The sequence below is a fragment of the Chryseobacterium rhizoplanae genome (genome assembly GCF_900182655.1).
GTDB lineage: Bacteria > Bacteroidota > Bacteroidia > Flavobacteriales > Weeksellaceae > Chryseobacterium > Chryseobacterium rhizoplanae.
Genome location: NZ_FXTC01000011.1, coordinates 139,344 through 162,392 on the forward strand (window position 1 = coordinate 139,344; position 23,049 = coordinate 162,392).

The window sequence follows — 23,049 nt, forward strand, 5'->3', positions numbered from 1 at the left end:
TTGTTTACTTATTTAACGGTACAAAGGTAGTATCTTATTCAATAGATTTCATTGATGTACATCAATAAAATTTATTATTTCCATGAATAATATCATTCCATAAAAAAACTCCGAATTTCTTCGGAGCTCTGTTTTATACCTGATAGTAAGCTGTATAAAGCGCTATCCCATTTAATGCTGTATGATTTTGCTTGACCAGATAGATGGGAGTGTTTTTAAGCATCTCCTCCATTTTATCACTGATCTTGAATTTCTCATAGAATTTCGCCTTATCAATATATTCTGCGATCATCTGTGGAATATCTCCGGCAATCAGCAATCCTCCGGTAGCTTTCAATTTTAATGTCAAGTTGTTAGCTTCTCTTGCCAGAAACTCCAGGAAGGTATCTAAAGCGATTCTGCAGATCAATACATTCTCCTCGATTGCCGCTTTATAAAGTTCTTCCACAAAATTCCCCTGTGTAAGGCGCTCTCCTAACCATTCCGGCTCAGGATGTCTTTTCACATCTCTTAAGAATCTATAGATATTGAATAATCCAGACTTGGAAAGTACATTTTCCCAGCTTACAATACCGTAGATATTGTTTAGGAACTGGTAAAATTCAACTTCTACATTGGTTCTTGGTGAAAATTCTGAATGCCCCCCTTCTGTAGCGAAAGGTCTCAGGTATTTTCCGTCAAAGAAATATCCGGCTTCACCCAATCCGTTTCCGGGAGCAAGGACCGCTACATTTCCTTTTTCAAGATGTCCGCTTGTATAAATAGCTTCAAGATCGTTATCTTCAAGAAGAGCCATTCCGTAGGCAGACGCCTCAAGGTCGTTCAGCATGTCTACTTTTTCAAACCCGAAATCACGGGCATACTCTTCAACATCTAAATTCCAACCCAATCTTGCAGGACTGCTTTTTCCGTCAAGTACAGGACCTGGCACTGCCATCCCAAGACGTTTTACATTCTGCAATTGATTATCCTGAATAAACTTCTTTAAAATATCTGAAAAAGAAGTGTATTCTTTGGTTGCATATTTATTTTGTACTTTTATCTCAAGACCTCCGTTCCCGGAAACGAAATAGCCTAAGATCGTTACATCTTCACGGAGACTTGCCCCTATGATAGAAACATTATCATTATTACTGTTCTCTACTCCTGGTAAATAAAGTGGAAATTTTGGATTCAGAATCATAACCTCAAATTTTACCAAATATAATAATAGTTTTTGTAAATCCTGCACAGAACAAAAAAACCTTTCCACTTTCGTGAAAAGGTTTTGGTTAATAATTGTTTATATATTAAATCTAACTACTTTCCTAATGGAATATTGTAACCGAATCCTACACCGATATTCCCCACATTATAGTCCTGACCTGGCAAATCTCCTTTTGTTCCTACAAAAACCTTTTGGTATTGTACGAAGAAATTCCAGTCTCTGTTGTGGTAACCGATCTCGGGTTTAAGGTAGAAACCTCCGCTTGCTCTTTCAACATTGGTGTTGGATGCCACTGCTTTATCTCCAACAAGGAAACCATATCCTAAGTCTGTTCCGAAATAGAAACCGGTTTGTTTTGGATAAATTCTGATTAAAGCTGCTACAGGAACTACTCCTACATCATTATTTTTATATCCGTTGTTCTCTTTTCCAAAGTAGTGAGTATATCCTGATGCGATACCTAATCCGAATCCTGGTGTAATCAGGTTCTGGTAAGATACATCCACTCCTACTGCAGCGGAAAGATTATCTGCGGGAACTGCTAAACCAACATTTGCACCTACTTTGATCATATTATTCATCTGAGAACTTTGGGCGCTTGCGATACCTGCTGTTAAAATACCAGCCAGTACTATTGCTTGTTTAAACATTTTCATAACTCTAATTTTTAAATTTTATTAAACAAGAGGATGTAAAAATCATGCCAAGCAAGGTTTTTTCTTTGATTTTAACACCATTGAAAATCATAAAATAATGAATATCAGCTCGTTATTTTTAACAAAATTTAAATATTTGTTTAACAAAAATTATCAAAAAATTGACCTCAAAAAGTGAATTAAAGAAAAAAAGAAAGGAAGCAAGAAGATGGAGGATGGAAGTAATATGCTGTTATATACAACTTATGTCTGTTATAATTAAAGTAAAGGAAAATTGCTCCCTCCTGCTCACCATAACTCCCAGCTTTCATTCTTCCAGCTTCCAGCCTTAAAAATAATATTAACAATCCTTAACCCGTTATCATTTTAACCTTTTTCTTCAAAGCGTATCAAAAAAATAAATTCCTCATGACAGCTGATTCATTATTAAAAAACAAGCATCTTCTTTGGCGGGCGGGTTTTGGTGTTGGCATTCATCAGATTGATGACTTGAAAAACAAAAGCACTAAAACTTTAATGGCTGAATTATTGAAAGAAAACAGCTTCAGCGAGGTCACGTATGACACGCCTGATACGGATTTGGCGACAGATTATATGAACAGTACAGCTCCTGCAGAAAAGAAAAAAGAAATGCAGCGGCTCAACAGGGAGCAAAACAATGAACTGAATCTCAATTTTCTGAATACAATTGTAAACAGCAAAGAACAAATGAGGGAAAAGATGGCGTTCTTCTGGCATGGACATTTTGCTTCAAGAGTAGTCAATCCAAGATTTAACAAACAGCTTTTAAATACCCTCCGAAAGAATGCACTGGGAAGTTTTAAAGATCTTCTTTTCGAAGTAAGCCAGTCACCAGCTATGCTTAATTTTCTGAATAATCAACAGAATAAAAAGGATCATCCTAATGAAAATTTCGCCCGTGAGGTCATGGAACTGTTTACCATGGGCAGAGGTAATTATACTGAAAAAGATGTAAGAGAAGGAGCCAGAGCCTTTACGGGATGGAGTTATGATAAGGAAGGAAATTTCAGGGAAAGAAAAAATCTCCACGATGAAGGCTCTAAAACTTTTTTAGGTAAAACAGGCAACTTTGATGGAAGTGATGTACTCAATATCATCCTGGAACAGAAAGCAACAGCACAATTTATAACCACGAAAATCTATAAGTTCTTTGTGAATGAAAAGGTAGATCAGGATATTGTCAATACACTCAGTGCAAACTTCTACAATTCAGGATATGACATCAAAAAACTGATGACTGAAATATTTTCAAGCACATGGTTTTATGATCAAAAGAATATCGGTAACCGGATAAAATCTCCTGTAGAACTGATGGCTGGTATAATGCGGATACTTCCCATGCATATTCAGAACCCTGAAAACCTCATCGTTTATCAGAAGTTATTGGGGCAAATGCTGCTTTATCCACCGAATGTAGCGGGATGGCCGAATGGAAAGGCATGGATTGACAGTTCTACTCTGATGGTGAGACTCCAGATTCCACAAATCTGGTCCGGGCTTCGGCCTTTGGAATACAGCCCCCGACAGGATGATGATATCGATATGGGAATGAAATCCAGAGAAACAGCTTTTAACAAGGGCTTTAAAAACCCGAATATCACCATCGACTGGGAGCGTATTGAAAAACTATTTGCCCATAAAAACTGTGAAGAGTATCTTCTCCAGAATACTCAAAGCCTCGATATGAACTCAGTAAGAAATTTTTCTGATAAGAGTATCAAAATGAATGTCATCAACCTGATGTCTACCCCGGAATACCAGTTATGTTAGGGAGAAGATTTCAGGTTGCAGGTAGCAGGTAATACCTGTCGTAGTATAGCTTAATTACCATTTATTTATCTTTTATTGTTATAAAAATAAATGCCAGTAAAAATGCAACCTAGTCCTACAACCTACAACCTACAACCTACAACCTGCTACCTATCATCTGCCACCTATCCTCTGCCACCTTTACCTAAAAAAACAAAATTATGCTAATCAAAAGAAGAGAATTCCTCAAAATAAGTTCGCTGGCTACGGCTTCAATGCTTATGCCTAATTTTTTAAAAGCGATGACGCTGGATGAGGCTTTGAATCCCAGTCAGAATATTCTGGTAGTGCTTCAGTTTACAGGAGGAAATGACGGTTTAAATACTATTATTCCGGCTAAAAATGATATTTATTTCAGAGAAAGGAAAACACTGGCCATTCAGGATTCAATACCATTGACCGATGAAGCAGGAATCAACCCGGCTCTCTCCTACTTTAAAGAGCTTTTTGATAATGGAGAACTTTCTGTGATGAATAATGTAGGTTATCCTAATCCCGATAAATCTCACTTCCGGAGCATGGACATCTGGCAGTCAGCAAGCAGAAGTGACCAGTTTCTGGAAACAGGCTGGCTGGGACGTTTTCTGGACGAAGAGTGTTATCGTTGTGACCACCCGACTCAGGCGCTGGAAGTAGATGATATGCTAAGTTTAGCTTTAAAAGGAGAAAACAATAAAGCTTTTGCCTTTAAAGATCCTAAAAGGCTCTATCAAACCAGCCAGGAAAAATATTTTAAATCTCTCTACGATCACCATCACGATGATGAAACCGTGTCTTATCTTTATCAGACATTAGGTTCTACGATTAATAATGCAGATTATATCTTTGAAAAAAGCAAAGCCAAGAAGACAGAACAGGTTTATCCTAATTCTCAGTTGGGAAAAGACTTTAAGACTGTGGCTTCTTTAATAAAATCTGATATCAATACACAGGTTTACTATCTTTCGATCGGAAGTTTTGATACCCATGTTAATCAGAATGACAGACAAAAGAAGTTATTTGATGACATCAATGAAGCCGTAAAATCATTTGTTGCTGATATGAAAAATAACGGGCTTTTCAATAATATCCTCCTGATGACATTTTCAGAATTTGGTCGCCGCGTAGCCCAGAATGCCAGTAACGGAACGGATCATGGGACCGCTAACCAGATGTTTTTTGTCAGCGGAAACCTTAAAAAGAAAGGTCTGTTGAATGCACTTCCTGATTTGCAAAATCTGAATGAAGGTGATCTGATCTATAAAGAAGATTTCAGAAAAGTATATGCAACAATCCTGAAAAACTGGCTTAAAGCGGATTCTTCTAAAGTACTGGGATGGAAGGACGGTATTTATGATTTTGTATGATCTATCGAACCACAAAAGCTTTTTAAACACTTAAGTTATTCTAAGATACTACTAAATGCTTAAGAACTGCACTTAAGCTTTATCTTAAAACTATAATAAAACTGTTTAGATTCCTACGGAATGACAAGGTGAAGGGATAGACCATTATTCCAATTGTGTCATTCCGTAGGAATCCAGCCCATGTGATCCGTCAAAAAAGTATCGAAGCTATATCCATAAAAATGTTTGAGTTGAAAACGTAAGGATTCCATTCTTCTGGAGGGGTGGCGAAAATTCAAAGAATTTTTGACGGGGTGGTTTTCAGCGTTCATCAAGAATATCCATTAACAAAAAAAAGAGACTGTACCTAGTTATGACAGTCTCTTTTCAATAATTTTAAATTTTAACTACTTTTACGTTTAAGCCGTAATCTGCTTTGGTTTTTCATTCTGATCTTCTTTTTTATCAAGTTTCTCAGATATTTTTTTAACAATATATTCTATCGCTATGGGTGCCAGGATCGCAATTAATGCTTTAAATATTCTTGATTTCATAAATTTAATTTTGTGTGTTTAAATAATGCAATTTCCAAGCCAAGATGAAAATAAGCAGAAAGCTTAGTTTTCCTCAGGAACAATCAAACTCTGGTAATTTCTGTATCCTGCTTTAAACTTTTCTTCCATTTTCAACCGCAGTTTCCGGGGTTTATGAACAATCAGACTGTCCCCAAATCCCAGCAGCAATCTTTCTAATTCAAAATTGATCTGAACACATATTTTAAATAAGGTACCGTCTTCATCTTCCCGGATGATCTCCTGACTTTTGTGCAGCGGTTTTGTTTTCACATAAGGAGCATTTCCTGCATCTACCCAAAAAATCACATTTCTCGGGTCCATTGATTCCGAAACGGTAACTCCTACAATATCTTTGAAGTATTCATCTCCATCCAGATCTTTATCAATATAGGGAAGGCTTTCATCTGTTTCAATACTTTCCATCCTGTCCAGTGCCAGATTGTACATTTTCTGTTTATAAAGACAGATCAGAAACCAACGGTTGTTGAATTCCTTCAACAGCTGCGGATGTACCGTAAATACATTGGATTCTCTTGCCGTAAAGCTTTTGTAAAGAATCTTCAGTACTTTTTTATTCGCGATACTTTCATAAAGAATATCAATATGTTCCAATCCTTTCAGCTGTTCATTTTTATCGAGGTGAATAATTGATTTCTGATTGGTTGCATGAATTGAGTCTTCCAGTTTCTGAATAACCCCATTCATCTCTTTGAACATGGAAAAGTCCTTAAACTGTTTTAAAATCTGGACTGCATTGTTCATAGCCTTCAGATCACTTTCATTCACAGAAATATTATGAATACTGTATTCCGGATCACTGTAGCGGTAATATTTTCTTTCATAGACTTCAATAGGAGCTTCATACCCGAATTTCTCACTCCGCATATTCTGAAGGTCAAGCTGAACCGTCCGTTTGCTTACATAGGATTCTTTTCCTTCAAATTCGAATAATGCTTCTGAACATTCATCAATGAGATCTTCCAGCGTATATTTCCTGTATTTGTTTTTAAGACATTTGTCTAATGTTTTATACCGGATCAGAGCGTTTTTATTGGATGACATACCTTAGTGTTTAATGATTGGTGTTTTAAATAAGCTGTTCACTTATTTATTTTTGCTCTTTTCTAAAAGTTATTTTTCCTTTAAAGCATTTTCGTCAAAAGTAATTCCCTCCCAACCGAATTTGATAAAGTTTCGGATATTCTGGTGATCATTTCCCTCCGGATTTTTCAAAACATCATCTCTATAAAATTCTCCAAAAAGCCAAAGTGTCTCTTCTTTCGTCAGATCCTGCATACTTGCGAAGCTGAATACTTTACACGATCCATTGTTCTGCCCTGCCTGATTGGTAGTATCTCCGTTTTGAAAAGCTGTAGGAGTAAATTCATAATGTTCATCAATGTAAGCGATAACATCACTAAACTGAATCGTTTCAGGGAAATGTTTTAGTTGTTCTAATAGTACCATAACTGCAGATTTTAATTTTGTTTATATTGTTTCAGGCTTATGTACCAATTCACGGATCAGCTTTCCGGCCTTTTTATAACTTTTTGTAAAAATAATTAAAATTTCTTTATCTACGCAAAACTATTGCGCAATAATGATATTACTTTGCATCATCAAAATGAAACAAAATGGAATTTAATGGAAATCATTTAATCGAATTAGGATATAGACCGGCAAAATGGTTTAAAGATGCCATTAGCTATATCAATGAGAATAACCTGGATGAACATCAGATCTCAGAATATCTGGTGCAGTTCAAGCAGCCGGATATTATTCCGCTTCATGAAACAGCTAAAGATTTTGTGATCAACATCCGTGCAGAACATGAAAGTGAAAATGATAATGTGGAAAAAGTAATCAGAACCATGAAAGTTCTGATGAAAACCCCTACTCTCGTTGGTGGTGCAATAATGCCTGATGCCTGCCCTACAGGTCCTGAAGGTCAGATTCCGGTAGGAGGTGTGGTCATTGCAAAGAATGCCATTCACCCGGGATTCCATAGTGCTGATATCTGCTGTTCAGTGATGCTGACAGATTTTGGAAAAACCAATCCTAAAGAGGTTCTGGATGCTGCACATTCTGTAACGCACTTCGGATACGGAGGAAGACCAAGAGGTGAACAGATGCCGATGTCTGAGGAACTGATGGATGCTTTCAGAGAAAATGAATTCTTAAATGATGAAAAACTGATCAGCATTGCCCGTTCTCATATGGGAACTCAGGGAGACGGAAACCATTTCCTGTTCGTAGGAATTTCCAAAAATACCGGAAATACAATGATGGTCACTCATCACGGTTCAAGAGCACCGGGAGCTGCATTATATGATAAAGGAATGAAAACAGCCAACCGTTTCAGACAGGAAATCTCTCCTGAAACATTGAAAGAAAATGCATGGATCCCTTATGATACTGAAGAAGGTAAATCCTATTGGGAAGCGCTTCAGCTGATCAGACAATGGACAAAAGAAAACCATACTTCCCTGCATGATGCAGTTTTGAATAAACTGGAAATGGAGAAGGAAAACAGATATTGGAATGAGCATAACTTCGTTTTCAAAGATGGAGATCTGTTCTACCATGCAAAAGGGGCAACGCCGCTGGATGATAAATTCATGCCTGATATCACGGGACCAAGATTGATTCCGTTGAATATGGCAGAACCGGTACTGATTGTGCAGGGAAAAACAAATGAAAGAAACATAGGTTTTGCACCGCATGGAGCCGGAAGAAACTTTAGCAGAAGCCAGCATAAGAGATCTTTAGCTCATAAAACAACTGAAGAAATCTTCAATGAAGAAACAGAAGGATTAGATATCCGTTTCTACTCTAATGAGGTTGATATTTCTGAACTTCCGAGCGCTTATAAAAGTGCCAAGAACGTAAGAGCACAGATTGAAGAATATGGACTTTGTAAAGTTCTGGATGAAGTGATGCCTTACGGGTGTATCATGGCCGGAGACGTGCAGAAGAATGCTCCATGGAAGAAAAAGAAGAAATTCAGAAAAGCATAATTTTTAATATAAACCTTACAGGTTTTCAAAAACTAATAACCAGCCTTGCAGGTATAAAAGCCTGTAAGGTTCATGAAAACTTTTTATAAAGGCAGGGGCAGTAGCTCAGATGGCAGAGCATCAAAATTACTTTTCGCTGCAGGCAGCTAAAGTTCCTATACATCGCCAAGATTGTGGGTCACAGGTTCGAGTCCTGTCTGCTCCTCAATACAATGAAAATATTTACATTAACCTATTCATTTTCATCAGTTAAAAAATTTAAGGCAAAGAAAGTTCCTACAATTCAGAATTACTTTCCGCCTTTTTACAAATTATAAGGCAAAGGGAGTTCCTATATTTTGGAAAAATACTCCCCGCTTTTTATAAACTATAGGTAAAAGGAGTTCCTATACCCTTCACTTTTAATGAATATACTCCTCACTTATTTTTTAAACTTAAAACAATGAAAACACTACAATTATTCAATGCGGTATTGGCCAAAGAGTCGAATTCAGAGCCATTTATTTCCAATGACGGTTTTGTTATTGAACCGAATGCAGTTTGGGCAAAAAATGAAATCATCTCTTATTATGCCAAGGAAAAACTGAATGGGAATGATTTGAATAAAACCTTCCATAAATCCTGGGAGAAAATAAAAAATACTTCCAGAGTTGAATTGTTTTTTGAACAGATCAGACATTATATTTCGACCTATGGAAGTAATTTCCAGAGTGAAATTTATATTCCTGAAGAACTATTGAATGTTCCTGATGCAAAGTTGATCTTTAAAGTCATCAAAGCTTATACCGTAGAAGAAATGCAGGAAAAATGCCTTTCTCTCCTAAAGTCAGGGATTGCTTTAAAAGAAGAAACCATTGATGATTTGCTGTATATTCTGCATACGGAACTGGAATATGATTTCACAGGAAAAGAAAATATCAGAAATAAGGAAGCCATTATAAAAATAGCTGATTTATACGACATTTATCCTGAGAATCCTGTTGAGTTTTTCCGTTATGTCATTTATAAAACGACCAATACAACACTTTTAATCAAAAACGATGAATTGATTGATTTAATTAAGCAAAGTAATTTTAACCCAGCCTATCTGTTTGAAAGCTTTGGTATGGAAAAACTGGCAGAAATTTTCAACAGATTTAAGCCTTTATTCCTTGCGTATAAAAACAAAGCTCCGAAAGTCATTAATAAAATTTCAAAGCTGTCTAAAGTAAACCATAAGCCATTGGTCTCAAACCCATTGAATGACGCCACCAATACATTGCTGGAAAACAGTGATTGGCATTGGCTGGAAAATGCGACACCGTTTGCATTATTTAAAGCATTGTCAGCCTGTTACTCAAGAATGTACGGTCAGGATACTTTTGTCTATAGAGTAAGAAACGGAAAATCGTGGGTAAAAAAAGGTAAGGAAACTTACGTGAATCAATTCAACTATGATTTTATTTTAGATTTTCTGAAACTGAAATATGAAAACCTTTCCGGAAAGAAATTCTATTTCCCTGATAATGTAGAATTTGCGTTACCAACTTCTGAAAAAATGTTTGTTGGAAATATTCCTACCGGAACCCGTTTTTATGCTGATAGACTGGCAGTAGGTATTTATTGGGAAGATCAATGGGGAGCCAATGACCTTGACCTTTCAGGATTGAATATCGCCGGAAAAATAGGTTGGAATGCTGCTTATAACCATGGTGACGGACAATTGATGTATTCAGGAGATATGACTTCTGCTCCCAACGGTGCTGTTGAATATCTTTATGCCAATACAGGTCATTGTGCACCAACACTTGTCATGAACAACGTTTTCAGCGGAGCTGCCAATTGTGGATATAAAATCGTCATCGGAAAAGGAGATAATATTTCTTACGATTATATGATGAATCCCAACAGTCTATTTGCTGAAGCGAGATGTAATTCTGTTCAGAAGCAAATGATTCTGGGAATGCTGGTCACAAAAAACGAAAAGCAATGTTTCGTACTATTGAATTTCGGAGCCGGACATTCTCATGTTTCTGGAAATAGTGAAGTTTCCACTATGGCAACAAGCGCATTATATCAGCAATGGTATGATGCCATGCCCTTCAATGAGCTTGTAAAAGAACTTGGGGCTGAGATTACGACAGAAAAGTCCGAGGCTGACTTTGATTTTTCTTTGGAAAGTCTGGAAAAAGATAGTTTTATCAGAATTTTTAAATAAATTCTTCACGTCATCTGATAGTATCGGATGGCGCTTTTGGTTTTATCTATTGGAACACTCTCAACGACAGGCAAATTATTTTTTTTAAAGTGATCATCTTTTTCTATATATTTGCCGACCTAATTAAAAACTAATAACATAATCATGAAGAAATTATTATTTCTATTCTTATCTCTTACGCTGGCATCATGTGGTTCAGACGGCGGCAGAGATGATGAAAACGGTACAACCAACAATGTCAATGCTTCTCCAAAAGTGGTAACCGGTAAACCTACTTTCAGTAATGCACAGTTCAAATTTGCAGGAACAGTAACTTCTTCCGGATCCGGATATTCAAGACGCGGGTTCTGCTGGGCAAAGAATATTAACCCTACCGTCATCAACTCCAAAATGATTGAAGAGTATACCAATACTACAGGAGATTATCAGCTTGTGGCGACTTACAGTACTGATTTTGAAAAGTCAACAACTTATTATGTAAGAGCATATGTTGCGACTAATAACGGGGATATTATTTATGGAGATAATGTAACATTCGTTACGCCCGCAAAGATGGATATTACTTTCAAAATAGCTAAGGCAATATATACTACTTCCGCCACTTTAAGTACTGATGATATTGCGGTGAATTATCTTGAAGCATTCTATCCTGATGAAAAAGGATTCTGCTACAGAACGAGTGCCGGAGTTAATATATCAAACGGCCAAATCATCAAAATATCAAATCCTAACAATTATTCAGCGTACGAGCTGGAAGCTACGGCATTACTTCCGAACACCACATATTATGTAAGATCTTATGTAAAAGAAGGAGCACAGATATATTATTCGGACGAAAAAACATTTAAAACAGCTGGTGCCATTGGTGCATCAGGAGGATATGTTTTTTATGATAAGGGAGAGTTTACGGACGGCTGGAGATATCTGGAAGCTGCGCCTGCCAACCTTACTTATAATGGTTCTGATAAGATCAAATGGGGATGTACATTTAATATCATCAACCAGACTCAGGCTGTCATGGGATCAGGACCTGCCAATACCACAAGAATTATTTCCCAGTGTTCGGATGCCAACTGCGCGGCCAGATTATGTGCTAATTACACTGTGAATGGCATTGGTAACTGGTTTTTACCATCTGAAGAAGAATTAATGGCATTTTATAAAAGTGCCAAGAATGTTTACAATATTGCATCCAACCCATGGAATGATGTTTCTCAAAAGTATTATTGGAGTTCTACCGAAATACCGGGTGGTAACTCAGCAAGAATTCTGGACGGATATGCTGGTTATATGTGGGAATATAACAAAGATTACAACATGGTAAGGGTAAGACCTTTCAGAAGATTCTAAAATATAAAACCGCTACTCTTAGCGGTTTTTTTTATTGTAATGAGAATATAAAATGATTTTAAACATTCACCTTTTTAACAGAAAAAATTCCTTCATTCACATTGATGATGACTTTCTTTCCATAATCAATCTGGATACTGAACATATTTTCCAGCGGAAACTGAAGCACAGACTGAATAATCAGGCGGATAACTCCGGTATGGGTAACAATTAAAGCTTTTTTGATATCTTTTTTCTGAATCAATTCCTGCCAGAAGTTGAGAACCCTCTTTTGCATTTCAAGAAGATTTTCTCCTCCTGAGGTTTTTTCATGAACAAAATCTTTGTACCAGGGATTGATTTCTTCTTCCGGAATATCAGTCCATTTTTTCAGTTCCCAGTTCCCGAAATTCATTTCCCGAAGTCTTTCGTCTGTGTGATACTCCAATATAAAATAATCGGCCAGAAGATAGCATCGCTCAGAAGGACTTGAGACAACTATATCATAATCATCATCTATCTCTAATGTATTAAAATCTTCAGGATAATCTTTTCTTAAAGGCATTTCAGCAAAACCATAACACAGGTTCTCCGGATTTTCTACGGCAGTATGACGGATTAAATGAATTTCCATACGATTATTGTTCCTAAGTAAAATAAAACTTCACAAACCTGCTGTACGGATCCTAAACAATCACCTGTGTAACCGCCAATGTGCTTTTTAAAATACCATCCCATATATATTTTACCTAAATAGGCCAGCGCAAAAGCGAAAATCAAACGCCAGTCCGGAACCAAGGCAAAAGCAATTAAAACACTGATAAATCCTACCAGCAAAGCCATTCCATCCAAAGGTTTATTGGCCAAAGGTTTTGATTTGCTGATATCAATATCGGTAACATATTGGTGAGTATAAATCATTGTTCCTGAAATAAACCGGCTTGCCGTATGCGCTAAAATAATGATACCCAAGACTCTTAAAGGAGCAACAACTCCCAAAGCCTGAATGCTGTAAAATTTCAAAGCAAAAAGAAGGATAATACCAATCGTTCCATACGCTCCTACCCGGCTGTCTTTCATAATAGTCAGGATTTTTTCCTTTCCATATCCGCCTCCGAAACTGTCGCACATATCTGTGAAACCGTCTTCATGAAACGCTCCGGTAAGTAAAACACTGGAGATCATCATTAAAACAATTCCTATTTCCAAATTAAAAAGTATTGTGGAAAAATACAGAACCAGCGCATTGACGGGTCCTATCACTAATCCAACCCAGGCAAAATACTTTTGAGATTTGTTCATAATCTCACTGGAGTATGGAATGGTAAACGGAACCGGAATTCTTGTGAAAAACATCAGTGCTGTTGCAAAGTAGATCAATTCATTTTTTATGGCTTTCATTTAATCTTTATTTGATACCTGCGCTCCCTCAAAACTCGACATTTCATTCAGGAAATTAACTGCACTTTGAATAATCGGATAGGCCAATGCACAACCTGTTCCTTCCCCAAGACGCAGGTTCAGATTGAGAATAGCTTGTTCTCTCATCAGTCCCAACAATTGAGGATGGGCATTTTCATTGCTTACATGGCAGAAAATACAGTTGTTCAGGATTTCAGGATTCTTTTTCCAGACCGTGGCTACCGCTACCGTTGCAATAAATCCGTCTACCATGATCAGCATGTTATAATGATAAGCTTCTTCAATGGCCCCAATCATTTGTACGATTTCTAATCCTCCGAAGGTCATAGCAATTTCATCTTCAGTCATTTCAGACGGATATTTCTCTATCGCTTGTGTTAAAATATGGATCTTACTTTGTAATTGATGGTCATTCAAACCTGTTCCGCGACCGATACAATTGGTAATCGGAATGTCAAACAGTTTGCTCATCATCAATGAAGAAGCTGAAGTATTCCCGATTCCCATTTCACCAAAACCAATGATATTACAGCCTTTTCCTGCAATTTCAGATACCACAGACTTCCCATTTTTAAGGGCCTGCTGATATTCTTCAGAAGTCATTGCCGGTTCTTCAAGAATATTACGGCTGGATTTTCTGACTTTCTTGTCTACCAGATTCAGCCCTTCCGGAAAATCAAAATTCACTCCGGCATCTACTACTTTAATTTTAATTCCATTCTGTCTGCAAAAAACATTGATGGCCGCTCCTCCGCCCAGGAAATTCATCACCATCTGATAGGTTACCTCCTGTGGATAAGCACTTACACCCGCCGTGGCAATTCCATGATCGGCTGCAAAAACTACCATATGAGGATTCAATAACTGTGGTGAAGTGGTTTTCTGAACCATTCCGATTTTATGAGCAAGGTGTTCCAGATGTCCTAATGCGCCTAAAGGCTTTGTCTTAAAATCAATTTTATGCTGTAATTCTGATGATAACATGGATGTTTAATAATTATGTTAAATGGAAAAGTGCAATATTAGTAAAATAGAGAGTATTTTGTATCGTTTGTCTGTAGTTTTTATAAGTTGGAAGCCAGAAGCTGGGGAGCTGGAAGTAAGAAGAAGAAATTTCCCACACCATTCTCAAACTCTCCTACACACAAACTCACCAACTCGGAAACTCTCACCCCGCATCTCGAATCCCGTAACTCAAAATAACTACGCGAGTACATTGCGCACTATTCTTTTTACTTTGTAACATAAATAAAAAAACAATGACACCAAAAATACTAGAAAAAATAAAAGAAGTTGAAGCAACACGGGGCGTAAAAGTCCTTCTTGCTGTAGAATCAGGGAGCAGAGCCTGGGGTTTTGCGTCTCCTGATAGTGATTATGATATACGTTTCATATACCGTCATCAAAAAGACTGGTATCTTTCTCCCTGGGATAAGGATGAAACGATAGAATTTATGACAGAAGATGATCTGGACGGTTCCGGCTGGGATTTGAGAAAGACCTTTCATCTTTTACTGAAGTCGAATGCGGCCTTGCTGAGCTGGTTCTACTCTCCTATCGTCTATAAAGCAGATGAAAAGTTTGTGGAGTTGTTCAGACCTTTGGCAGATGACTGTTTTTCTCCGGTTGCTGTTTCTTACCATTATTTAAGCATGAGCAAGAAATATCTGGAAGCCTGCAGAAGTAATGAAGTAAAATTAAAAAGTTACTTTTATTGCTTACGAACGACATTAACAGGAAAATGGATCATAGAAAAAGGTACGGTTCCTCCTGTGTTATTCAGTGATCTGCTTGTTTTAAAAGATGATAAAACCAGACGGAAAATAGAAGAACTTGTCGTCTTAAAAGCAACCAAAGGAGAGTCTTACTACCACCCAAACGATTGGGAATTGTTTGATTTTTTGGAGAAAACAATCGCGGAAAATGAAGAGAAATCGAAAGGTTTATCAGGAGGAAAGGCGGATAAAGGTGAGATGGAGAGGGTTTTCAGGGAAATATTATCACTATAAATCAAAACAATACTAAGAAAACTTTGACAATAATTGAACAGTTGTATTAAAAATTAATACTCATGAAAAAAGAAAACTCTTTTATTAAACATTGTAATATCATACAGTCAAAATATGGAATTATAATACCAGAAAATATACAGACTTATTTTGCCAAATTTTCAGAAGATTCCGACAATTTTTATTATCAGACACTTAAAAAAGCTGATGATTATAAAATATTTTATACTAAAGAATTTGTTAAGTTTATTATCAGCAAATATCCAGATGCTGCTATAGATTTTGAATTTCTTCAAAATATAATTGATGAAGGGAATTATGAATATTCATTGCTTGAAAAAAGATTCGTCTCTGAAAATATTGATTTTTCTTTTTTGAATGAATGTCTTCAGGAATATCATTCAATTCCTTTTTATATTGGAATTTATACATTTGAAACCTGTGGAGGTGAAGAATTCCTCATAATTAATGATAACAAAGCCGGGTATATTGCAGGACGTTCTCATTATGATTTTAAAAAAATTGAAATTAATACAAATTCTATTAAATATCAAAAAATAGATTTCATCAAAAAGCTCCAATTTAAGTAGTTAAAAATGACCATCCAAGATCTTAAAAACAAAAACCTCCTCCTCTTCGAAGCTATTTCCGGAAGCCGGGCTTTTGGGCTGGCAACGGAGAATTCTGATACGGATATCCGCGGGGTGTATTATCTTCCGAAGAAAGATTTCTTTGGTCTGAACTATATTCCGCAGATTTCCAACGAGACCAATGACCTTACGTATTATGAAATCGGGAGGTTTGTAGAGCTACTGCAGAAAAATAATCCTAATATTCTTGAAATTCTGGCAAGTCCTGAAGATTGTATTCAATATAAACATCCGTTGATGGATCTTCTGAAAACTGAAGATTTCCTGTCAAAACTCTGTAAAGATACCTTTGCAGGCTATGCTATATCACAGATCAAAAAAGCGAAAGGTCTTAACAAAAAGATTTTAAACCCTATCGATAAAGAGAGAAAATCTATTCTGGATTTCTGTTTTATCCTTGACGGTCAAGGTTCTGTACCGTTGAAAAAATGGCTGCATGAATTCCCCTCCTCTGGAGGGGTGTCCGCAGGACGGGGTGGTTTATCACAAGAGAAATGTGGATTAATAAGCATTGATCACACAAAGGGAATGTATGCTTTATTCTATGATGAATCGGGAACGTTGGGATATAAAGGTGTTATCCAGAATGAAGAGGCCAATCAGGTTTCTGTGTCGTCCATTCCTAAAGATGAAAAACCGGTCGCTTATCTGTTCTGTAACCTTGATGCCTACTCTACGTATTGCAAAGACTACAGGGAATACTGGAAATGGGTTGCTGAGCGTAATGAAGACCGTTATAATGTCAATCAGACCCACGGGCAAAATTACGACAGCAAAAATATGATGCACACCATCCGGCTGCTGCAATCCTGTGAGCAGATTTTTAAAACCAGTTCACTAACGATCCGCGTAGAAAACCGGGACGAACTATTAGATATCAAAGCAGGCAATCAACCGTATGAAAGTGTAATGCAAAAGGCAGAACATCTTATACAATCAATAGAAAAACATTATTCAATATCCAGTCTTCCTGACGGGCCGGATCTGGAAAAAACAACAAAAATATTAATTAAGATCAGAGAAAAACTGTACGGAGATAATGATGAATTATAAATGATGAGTGATGAATGTGGGATTGTGAACTCCATCACTCCCACTCTCTTACTCTCTTACTCTCTTACTCTCTTACTCTCAAACCCAACAACTCACTTCTTCGAAGTCTTTGCTATCGGATTATAATCCAGACAGATCCTGATCCAATATTCAAAATCAGCTGCTTTTTTAAAACCAATGGGTTCTACATAGCAATACCCATTGAGCTGCTTCCCTTTCATAATCATCGGCAGAAAACCTTTTTTCTCCGAAACCTCATCTTCCATTTCAGGATCATAACGGCACATCAGATTGTCGTGACTGATATTGATACACATTTTCCCGTTCACCAGAAAAGACAGTCCGCTAAACATTTTCTTCTCTTCAACCTCAATATTTTCTATGATTGAAAGCCGTTCACGTACCCGGTCGGCAAGTTCAGTACTGTAAGCCATGGTTTCTATTTTTTTATTATTTAAAATTAATTAAAAACAGTGATTATCACAATGTTTTCAGTACTTTATTCTCAAATTTTATATAACACAAAATAAAATTTTAGTTAAACTAATTATTGTTTTACGATAATTAATTATACATTTGCAATAGTAATTATTCTTCGTACCATGAACCAGACCAAAATTATTTCAAAAATTTTATTCTATATCTGTTCTGTATTGTCGGCCGGATATTTAATCACTTTTGTGTATTCCTTATTCTGCCTGATCAGCGGGTTTGCGGTTACATCTTATAAAGAGGGAAAGTTCCTCCACATTAATTATCCGTTTACAGAACAGCCATTTCTGAATATCGAAAACAATTACTCCTATATGATTTTTTCATTTCTGTCTGTACTCATCACCTATGGAATCTTCTTCTGGTTATCTGCCAGGGTTTTCAAAGTATTTTTCCAGCAGAAACTGTTTACTCAGGAAAATATCATTCAGCTTAAGAAATTTTACCTGTACAATATTTTCATTCCTCTTCCGATGGTGATTATCGCGAATTTCTTTGTGGAAGTAGAAAGTATGATATGGGGACTGGTGTTTATTCACTTTATGCTTGGAATTTTCTGCCTGTTTCTTGCGAATATCTTTAAGCAAGGACTACATTTGCAAAACGAACAAGACCTATTTATTTAAAATGCCAATTATAGTCAACTTAGATGTGATGCTTGCCAAACGAAAAATGCAGAGTAAAGAATTGGCAGAAAAACTGGGTATCACGCCCGTAAACCTCTCTATCCTGAAAACCGGCAAAGCCAAAGGGGTACGCTTCGATACCCTTGAAGCCATCTGTAAAATCCTGGAATGCCAGCCGGGAGATATTCTTGAATTTAAAGAGTAGACGAGATTCGGGTTGCAGGGTACGAGTTGCGTGTTAGAGAGTTTGAGGGTAGGTGTGTAAAAATCCTACTTCTAACTTCCAGCTACTAACCTCTAGACTTTAAACTCTAAACCCTAAACTTTAAACTTTAAACCTAAACTAGCTGCCGAAAGGCCGCCTGTCCTTCTATTCCCCAAACACAACGTTATGAACACATTATCAATCAACAACCTAAGTCTCACCTACAAAAATGGTTTTCAAGCCATTAAGAACATTTCCCTCGACATCCAAAACGGAATGTTTGGGCTTCTTGGTCCCAACGGAGCCGGAAAATCTTCTCTGATGAAAACCATTGTAGGGCTTCAGAAACCAACATCGGGAACACTGCTTTTCAATGAAGTAGATATTATTAAAAATCCCGATTATATCAAACAGAATCTTGGATTTCTACCCCAGGATTTTGGAGTTTATCCAAAGGTATCTGCTTATGATCTATTGGAGCATATCGCTGTATTGAAAGGTATTACCGACAAAATTAATCGTAAAAATCAAATTCTTGGTCTTCTTGAAAAGGTTAACCTTTCTGATTTTGCCAAAAAAGAAGTACACACCTTCTCCGGAGGAATGAAACAGCGTTTCGGCGTAGCTCAGGCATTATTGGGAGATCCGAAAATTATTATTGTGGATGAACCCACTGCAGGATTAGACCCTGAAGAACGTAACCGATTTAATACATTGCTTAATGATATCAGCCAGGAGGTGATCGTTATTCTGTCCACTCATCTCGTTGAGGATGTCAGAAACCTTTGCTCAGAAATGGCGGTAATGAATCACGGACAGATTCTCAGAAAAGGAAATCCGGGAAAATTAATCGCAGCGCTGGAAAATAAAATCTGGTCAAAACCGATTGACAAAACCGAACTGGAAACCTATGGTTCCAGCTATGAGATCATCAGCAGACAGCTTCTTGAAAGAGAACTTCATATTACCGTATTTTCTGAAGAATCTCCCAAAGATTTCAGTTCCGTAACTCCTTTACTGGAACACGTTTATTTCCATACGCTCATCCAAAAACCTTAATCATGAACACTATATTTTTATTTGAAGCCAGACGTTCTTCCAAGCACTGGCTCACCTATCTTGTGGCCTTACTCTTGGTTGCTATTGGTATTTTTTGCGGGAGCCAGTTTAATCTTTCAGTAGGGGAAGGAATTTATTTAAACTCACCCTATACCATCGGTTTTATGACCGGAATGCTAAGTCTTGCCGTTATTTTTTTTGCTACCGTGTATGCCTTACAGCTCTTGTTTAAAGATCAGGATTCAAAATTTGACCACATCCTGTTTTCATTTCCGATTTCAAAATCTACTTATCTAAAAGGGAAATTCACCGCTTATTTTCTTCAGACATTTGTAAGCTTTTCGTTTCTGATGACAGGATTTCTCATAGGACAAATCATGCGTACCGGAAGTGAGATGCAGGAAGGTTTTAATATCATCCATTACATCTACCCACTATTGATCTTCGGCCTTATCAACAGCTTGTTTGTCTGCAGTTTCCTGTTTCTTATTTCATTTATTGTTAAGAAAAAACTACTGGTTGTAGTGGGTGGGCTGCTTTTGTATGTCTTTTATATGGTTATTTTATTATTTTCCAACTCACCTTTTATGGCGGGAAGCTTGCCTCAATCTCTGGAAACACAGCAGTTTTCAGCTTTGATTGACCCTTTTGGACTGTCTGCTTATTTCATGCAGGCCCGTGACCTTAGTTCGCATCAGAAAAATATTCACATGGTTCCTTTTACAGGTTACCTGTTGTTCAACAGACTCTTATTTATCCTTATATCAGTTGGATTTCTTTTTCTCTCACTCAGATTATTTTCATTCTCCAATGTATCAGGAAAGAAAGTAAAAACGTCGGGAATTGTTCAGTCATTATCGGAAACGAACAGATCAGAATATTCAACTGTTTCAGCTAATTTTGGTGGAGTCTCTTCTTTTCGGGCTGTATTTTCATTTGTGAAAACCGATCTTACCTATCTGTTCAAAAGTATTGCTGTTCCTGCAGTTTCTATCCTCCTATTATTTTGTATCGGCATGGAAATGTATGCCGAGATTGAAAAAGGGATTCGTCTTCCGCAGAAATATGCCGGTTCGGGACTTATGGCCACAACGATTTCAGAGAATTTTCATCTGCTTGGTCTTCTTATTTCAGTGTATTTTCTGAACGATATCTTCTGGAGAAGCCGCTCTTCCGGATTTTTTCTGATTGAAAACAGTACTTATTTCTCCAAAAACAGATTAACAGGACATTTTATTTCGATCAGTCTTCTGCTGTTTTTCTTTACAGGAATTCTAATTGCCCAGGGAATTGTTTTTCAGGCCGCTTATCAGTATTTTCATATCGACTGGAAGGCGTATCTCGGTGTTTTCCTTTTCAATACCTTCCCTCTGATGCTGTTTTCCGGATTGATCCTATTGATTAATGACAGAATTCCTAATAAATTCATTGCACTTGGATTTTCCATTCTTGCAGTTTTTGTATTGTCCAGCCCTGTTTCCGGGAAAATCATCACCTACCCTCTTTTCAGAATATTTTCAGATTTCAAAGGCACTTACAGCGATTTCAACGGCTATGGAATCTATGAAAAAGCTTTTGCACAAAGGCTTCTGTTCGGAGCGGGTGTTATCTCTACTTTATGGATGTTTAATGGTTTAATCAGGAGTAAAAAAATATCTGTTGCCTCTTCCATTTTAAGTATTCTTCTGCTGGTTTCAGGAATCTTTGCCGGAATATTTTTTATGAGAGGATATATTTCTAAAAACAAAGACCAGAACCTCTTAAGCTCTGTAGAATATGAAAAAAACTTCAGGAAATATGACAATATTCCACAGCCTGATATTACCGATGTTACCACAGAAATTAAGTTGTATCCTTCAGAAAATGCCTATCAGATTGCAGGAAAATACACCCTTACCAATCAAACCGATCAGCCTGTCAACAAAATACTCATCAATTTTAATGAGGATTTAAAGCTTGAATCTGCTGCATTGACATCAGGTCCTGAAACAATGAAAATTGATAAAAACACTACAGAAATTGTACTAAAACATCCTATTCAACCGGGCAAAACTGCTTTTCTGAACTTCATCCTGTCTTACCAATGGTTTGCTGTTAATGGTCATCAATCCTTTAATGTTATTATTAAAAACGGATCTTTTATGAGAATCAGCAGATATTATCCCACCATTGGTTATCAAAAGGATTATGAAATTCAGGATGAAAAGCAACGCAGCCAGTTCAAATTGGGAAAGCTTACGGAACTGAAAAAACCAGAAGCTCCTGAAGTGGTAAAAAAGGATTTCATTAATCTTAATATGACTGTTTCTACCGAATGGAACCAAACAGCCATAGGTACAGGAGATCTGATAAGGAAATGGACAAAATCAGGGCGTAATTATTTTAAGTACAAAGCAAGTGAAATTCCCTTTCGATTTGCCATTTCTTCAGCTAACTATGAAATAAAAAGTGAGAAGTATAAAGGAATTACCATCAATATCTTTTATCATCAAAAACATTTTGAAAATGCAGATCATCTTCTGGAAAATGCAAAGCTCACTTTAGAGTACTGCCAGCAGAATTTCGGAAAATATCCTTTTAAAACCATCAATTTTGCAGAGATTTCGTCTTTTACCCGAGGTTTTGCTGCCACGGCCTATCCTTCTGCCGTCTTTATGCCTGAAGATATGATTTTCCATGCTAATATACAGGCGGATAAAAAACAGGATGTCATCAATGAACTGGCAGGACATGAGCTTTCACACCTCTGGTGGGGAAACAGCCAGATCAATCCTGACGACAGAGAAGGTTCTGTAATGCTTACCGAAACACTGGCGATGTATACGGAAATGATGCTTTACAAGAAAATGCATGGCAGAGAAAAAATGATGGAAAGAATAAGAATGCATCAACAGATGTATGACAATGAAAAAGGATTATCCGATAATGTTCCTATCTATAAGGCTACGGGAGATGTTCCTCATATTTCTTATTCCAAAGGGGCTGAAGCCATGGTAGAATTGAGCAATTTAATCGGTGAGGATAATGTCAATATAGCATTAAAAAGCTTCTTGAAAAACAATCAATATCCGAAGAAGCCTACGTCATTGGATCTGATAAAGGAGTTTTATAAAGTTGCCCCTGATGCCTCAACCAGAAAACAGATTGACAGATTATTTAAAACCATTTAAAATTTGAATTTTACCTATGATTCTCAAGGTAAGAAATTGGAATAGATTGCTTCACCTTCGGTTCGCAATGATATAAAAGCAAAAATCCCTCAAATTGGACTGCCCCCAAAAAGTTAGACACTTTTTAGGGGCATTTTTTTATGTATAGAAAAGAAAAATTTAGCGTTGCTTTCAAATTAGAATGTATTAACCTTCACAAAAATTCTCATCGTTCAATTAAATCTATA

The 23,049-nt window shown here is 36.9% G+C and carries 21 protein-coding genes and 1 tRNA gene; 13 read left to right on the forward strand and 9 right to left on the reverse strand.

The features are described from left to right. Nucleotides 1-133: 133 nt before the first annotated feature. Both FN817_RS19890 and FN817_RS19895 read right to left on the reverse strand, forming a co-directional pair. Nucleotides 134-1,183 carry a glucokinase gene (locus tag FN817_RS19890; RefSeq protein WP_047423737.1) on the reverse strand — a complete coding sequence of 350 codons (1,050 nt, stop codon included), beginning with the start codon at nucleotides 1,181-1,183 and terminating at the stop codon, nucleotides 134-136. A gap of 116 nt (nucleotides 1,184-1,299) precedes the next feature. After that, complete coding sequence (locus FN817_RS19895) at nucleotides 1,300-1,863, reverse strand: hypothetical protein (RefSeq protein WP_047423738.1); 564 nt, start codon at nucleotides 1,861-1,863, stop codon at nucleotides 1,300-1,302. A gap of 408 nt (nucleotides 1,864-2,271) precedes the next feature. On the opposite strand from FN817_RS19895, the gene FN817_RS19900 reads away from it, so the two are divergent. Both FN817_RS19900 and FN817_RS19905 read left to right on the forward strand, forming a co-directional pair. Next, nucleotides 2,272-3,654 (forward strand): DUF1800 domain-containing protein, encoded by a 1,383-nt coding sequence (locus FN817_RS19900; protein WP_142719456.1) that lies wholly within the window; start codon nucleotides 2,272-2,274, stop codon nucleotides 3,652-3,654. Nucleotides 3,655-3,854: 200 nt separating this feature from the next. Then, nucleotides 3,855-5,039 carry a DUF1501 domain-containing protein gene (locus FN817_RS19905; RefSeq protein WP_142719457.1) on the forward strand — a complete coding sequence of 395 codons (1,185 nt, stop codon included), beginning with the start codon at nucleotides 3,855-3,857 and terminating at the stop codon, nucleotides 5,037-5,039. Between the two features lie 398 nt (nucleotides 5,040-5,437). Here FN817_RS19905 and FN817_RS23490 read toward each other — a convergent pair whose 3' ends face one another. The 3 genes from FN817_RS23490 to FN817_RS19915 form a co-directional block, all read right to left on the reverse strand. Further along, nucleotides 5,438-5,572, reverse strand: a complete 135-nt coding sequence (locus FN817_RS23490; RefSeq protein WP_262712114.1) for a hypothetical protein — start codon at nucleotides 5,570-5,572, stop codon at nucleotides 5,438-5,440. 63 nt (nucleotides 5,573-5,635) lie between these two features. Next, on the reverse strand, nucleotides 5,636-6,655 hold the full coding sequence (locus tag FN817_RS19910; RefSeq protein ID WP_142719458.1) for a helix-turn-helix transcriptional regulator: 1,020 nt from the start codon (nucleotides 6,653-6,655) through the stop codon (nucleotides 5,636-5,638). Nucleotides 6,656-6,724: 69 nt separating this feature from the next. After that, nucleotides 6,725-7,060 (reverse strand): HopJ type III effector protein, encoded by a 336-nt coding sequence (locus tag FN817_RS19915; RefSeq protein ID WP_142719459.1) that lies wholly within the window; start codon nucleotides 7,058-7,060, stop codon nucleotides 6,725-6,727. Between the two features lie 749 nt (nucleotides 7,061-7,809). On the opposite strand from FN817_RS19915, the gene FN817_RS23625 reads away from it, so the two are divergent. The 4 genes from FN817_RS23625 to FN817_RS19930 all read left to right on the forward strand — a co-directional run bounded on the left by FN817_RS23625 (nucleotide 7,810) and on the right by FN817_RS19930 (nucleotide 12,157). Further along, nucleotides 7,810-8,610, forward strand: a complete 801-nt coding sequence (locus FN817_RS23625) for an RtcB family protein (protein WP_394345055.1) — start codon at nucleotides 7,810-7,812, stop codon at nucleotides 8,608-8,610. Nucleotides 8,611-8,704: 94 nt separating this feature from the next. Next, nucleotides 8,705-8,815: transfer RNA gene (locus FN817_RS23245), tRNA-OTHER, on the forward strand. Between the two features lie 237 nt (nucleotides 8,816-9,052). Continuing rightward, nucleotides 9,053-10,807: a hypothetical protein gene (locus FN817_RS19925; RefSeq protein WP_142719461.1), complete on the forward strand. Its 1,755-nt coding sequence runs from the start codon at nucleotides 9,053-9,055 to the stop codon at nucleotides 10,805-10,807. Between the two features lie 144 nt (nucleotides 10,808-10,951). Continuing rightward, nucleotides 10,952-12,157, forward strand: coding sequence for a DUF1566 domain-containing protein (locus tag FN817_RS19930; protein WP_142719462.1), 1,206 nt, complete (start codon nucleotides 10,952-10,954; stop codon nucleotides 12,155-12,157). Between the two features lie 58 nt (nucleotides 12,158-12,215). Here the strand turns inward: FN817_RS19930 and FN817_RS19935 are convergent, their stop codons facing one another. From FN817_RS19935 to cobT, 3 genes are read right to left on the reverse strand one after another with little or no spacing between them, the layout of a single operon-like run. Beyond that, a complete protein-coding gene (locus FN817_RS19935; protein ID WP_142719463.1) occupies nucleotides 12,216-12,770 on the reverse strand; it encodes a histidine phosphatase family protein in 555 nt (184 codons plus the stop codon). Continuing rightward, nucleotides 12,755-13,537, reverse strand: coding sequence for an adenosylcobinamide-GDP ribazoletransferase (locus FN817_RS19940; protein WP_142719464.1), 783 nt, complete (start codon nucleotides 13,535-13,537; stop codon nucleotides 12,755-12,757). The genes FN817_RS19935 and FN817_RS19940 overlap by 16 nt, the downstream gene beginning before the upstream one ends. After that, nucleotides 13,538-14,542, reverse strand: coding sequence for a nicotinate-nucleotide--dimethylbenzimidazole phosphoribosyltransferase (cobT, locus tag FN817_RS19945; RefSeq protein WP_142719465.1), 1,005 nt, complete (start codon nucleotides 14,540-14,542; stop codon nucleotides 13,538-13,540). It lies immediately after the preceding gene. A gap of 275 nt (nucleotides 14,543-14,817) precedes the next feature. On the opposite strand from cobT, the gene FN817_RS19950 reads away from it, so the two are divergent. The 3 genes from FN817_RS19950 (at nucleotide 14,818) to FN817_RS19960 (ending at nucleotide 17,270) form a co-directional block, all read left to right on the forward strand. Then, entirely contained in the window at nucleotides 14,818-15,567 is a 750-nt protein-coding gene (locus tag FN817_RS19950) for a nucleotidyltransferase domain-containing protein (RefSeq protein WP_142719466.1), read from the forward strand. 62 nt (nucleotides 15,568-15,629) lie between these two features. After that, a complete protein-coding gene (locus tag FN817_RS19955; protein WP_142719467.1) occupies nucleotides 15,630-16,157 on the forward strand; it encodes a hypothetical protein in 528 nt (175 codons plus the stop codon). 6 nt (nucleotides 16,158-16,163) lie between these two features. Then, entirely contained in the window at nucleotides 16,164-17,270 is a 1,107-nt protein-coding gene (locus FN817_RS19960; protein WP_142719468.1) for a nucleotidyltransferase domain-containing protein, read from the forward strand. A 92-nt stretch (nucleotides 17,271-17,362) separates the two neighbouring features. Here the strand turns inward: FN817_RS19960 and FN817_RS19965 are convergent, their stop codons facing one another. Continuing rightward, nucleotides 17,363-17,704: a TfoX/Sxy family protein gene (locus FN817_RS19965; RefSeq protein ID WP_142719469.1), complete on the reverse strand. Its 342-nt coding sequence runs from the start codon at nucleotides 17,702-17,704 to the stop codon at nucleotides 17,363-17,365. A gap of 168 nt (nucleotides 17,705-17,872) precedes the next feature. Between FN817_RS19965 and FN817_RS19970 the strand changes: the two genes are divergently transcribed. The 4 genes from FN817_RS19970 to FN817_RS19985 all read left to right on the forward strand — a co-directional run bounded on the left by FN817_RS19970 (nucleotide 17,873) and on the right by FN817_RS19985 (nucleotide 22,822). Then, the gene (locus FN817_RS19970) at nucleotides 17,873-18,388 is read left to right on the forward strand and encodes a DUF2975 domain-containing protein (protein WP_142719470.1); all 516 of its coding nucleotides are present in this window, start codon (nucleotides 17,873-17,875) and stop codon (nucleotides 18,386-18,388) included. 1 nt (nucleotide 18,389) lies between these two features. Further along, nucleotides 18,390-18,593, forward strand: a complete 204-nt coding sequence (locus FN817_RS19975) for a helix-turn-helix domain-containing protein (RefSeq protein ID WP_002980904.1) — start codon at nucleotides 18,390-18,392, stop codon at nucleotides 18,591-18,593. A 186-nt stretch (nucleotides 18,594-18,779) separates the two neighbouring features. Further along, the gene (locus FN817_RS19980) at nucleotides 18,780-19,652 is read left to right on the forward strand and encodes an ABC transporter ATP-binding protein (RefSeq protein WP_142719471.1); all 873 of its coding nucleotides are present in this window, start codon (nucleotides 18,780-18,782) and stop codon (nucleotides 19,650-19,652) included. A gap of 2 nt (nucleotides 19,653-19,654) precedes the next feature. Continuing rightward, complete coding sequence (locus FN817_RS19985) at nucleotides 19,655-22,822, forward strand: ABC transporter permease/M1 family aminopeptidase (protein WP_142719472.1); 3,168 nt, start codon at nucleotides 19,655-19,657, stop codon at nucleotides 22,820-22,822. The last annotated feature ends 227 nt before the right edge of the window (nucleotides 22,823-23,049 follow it).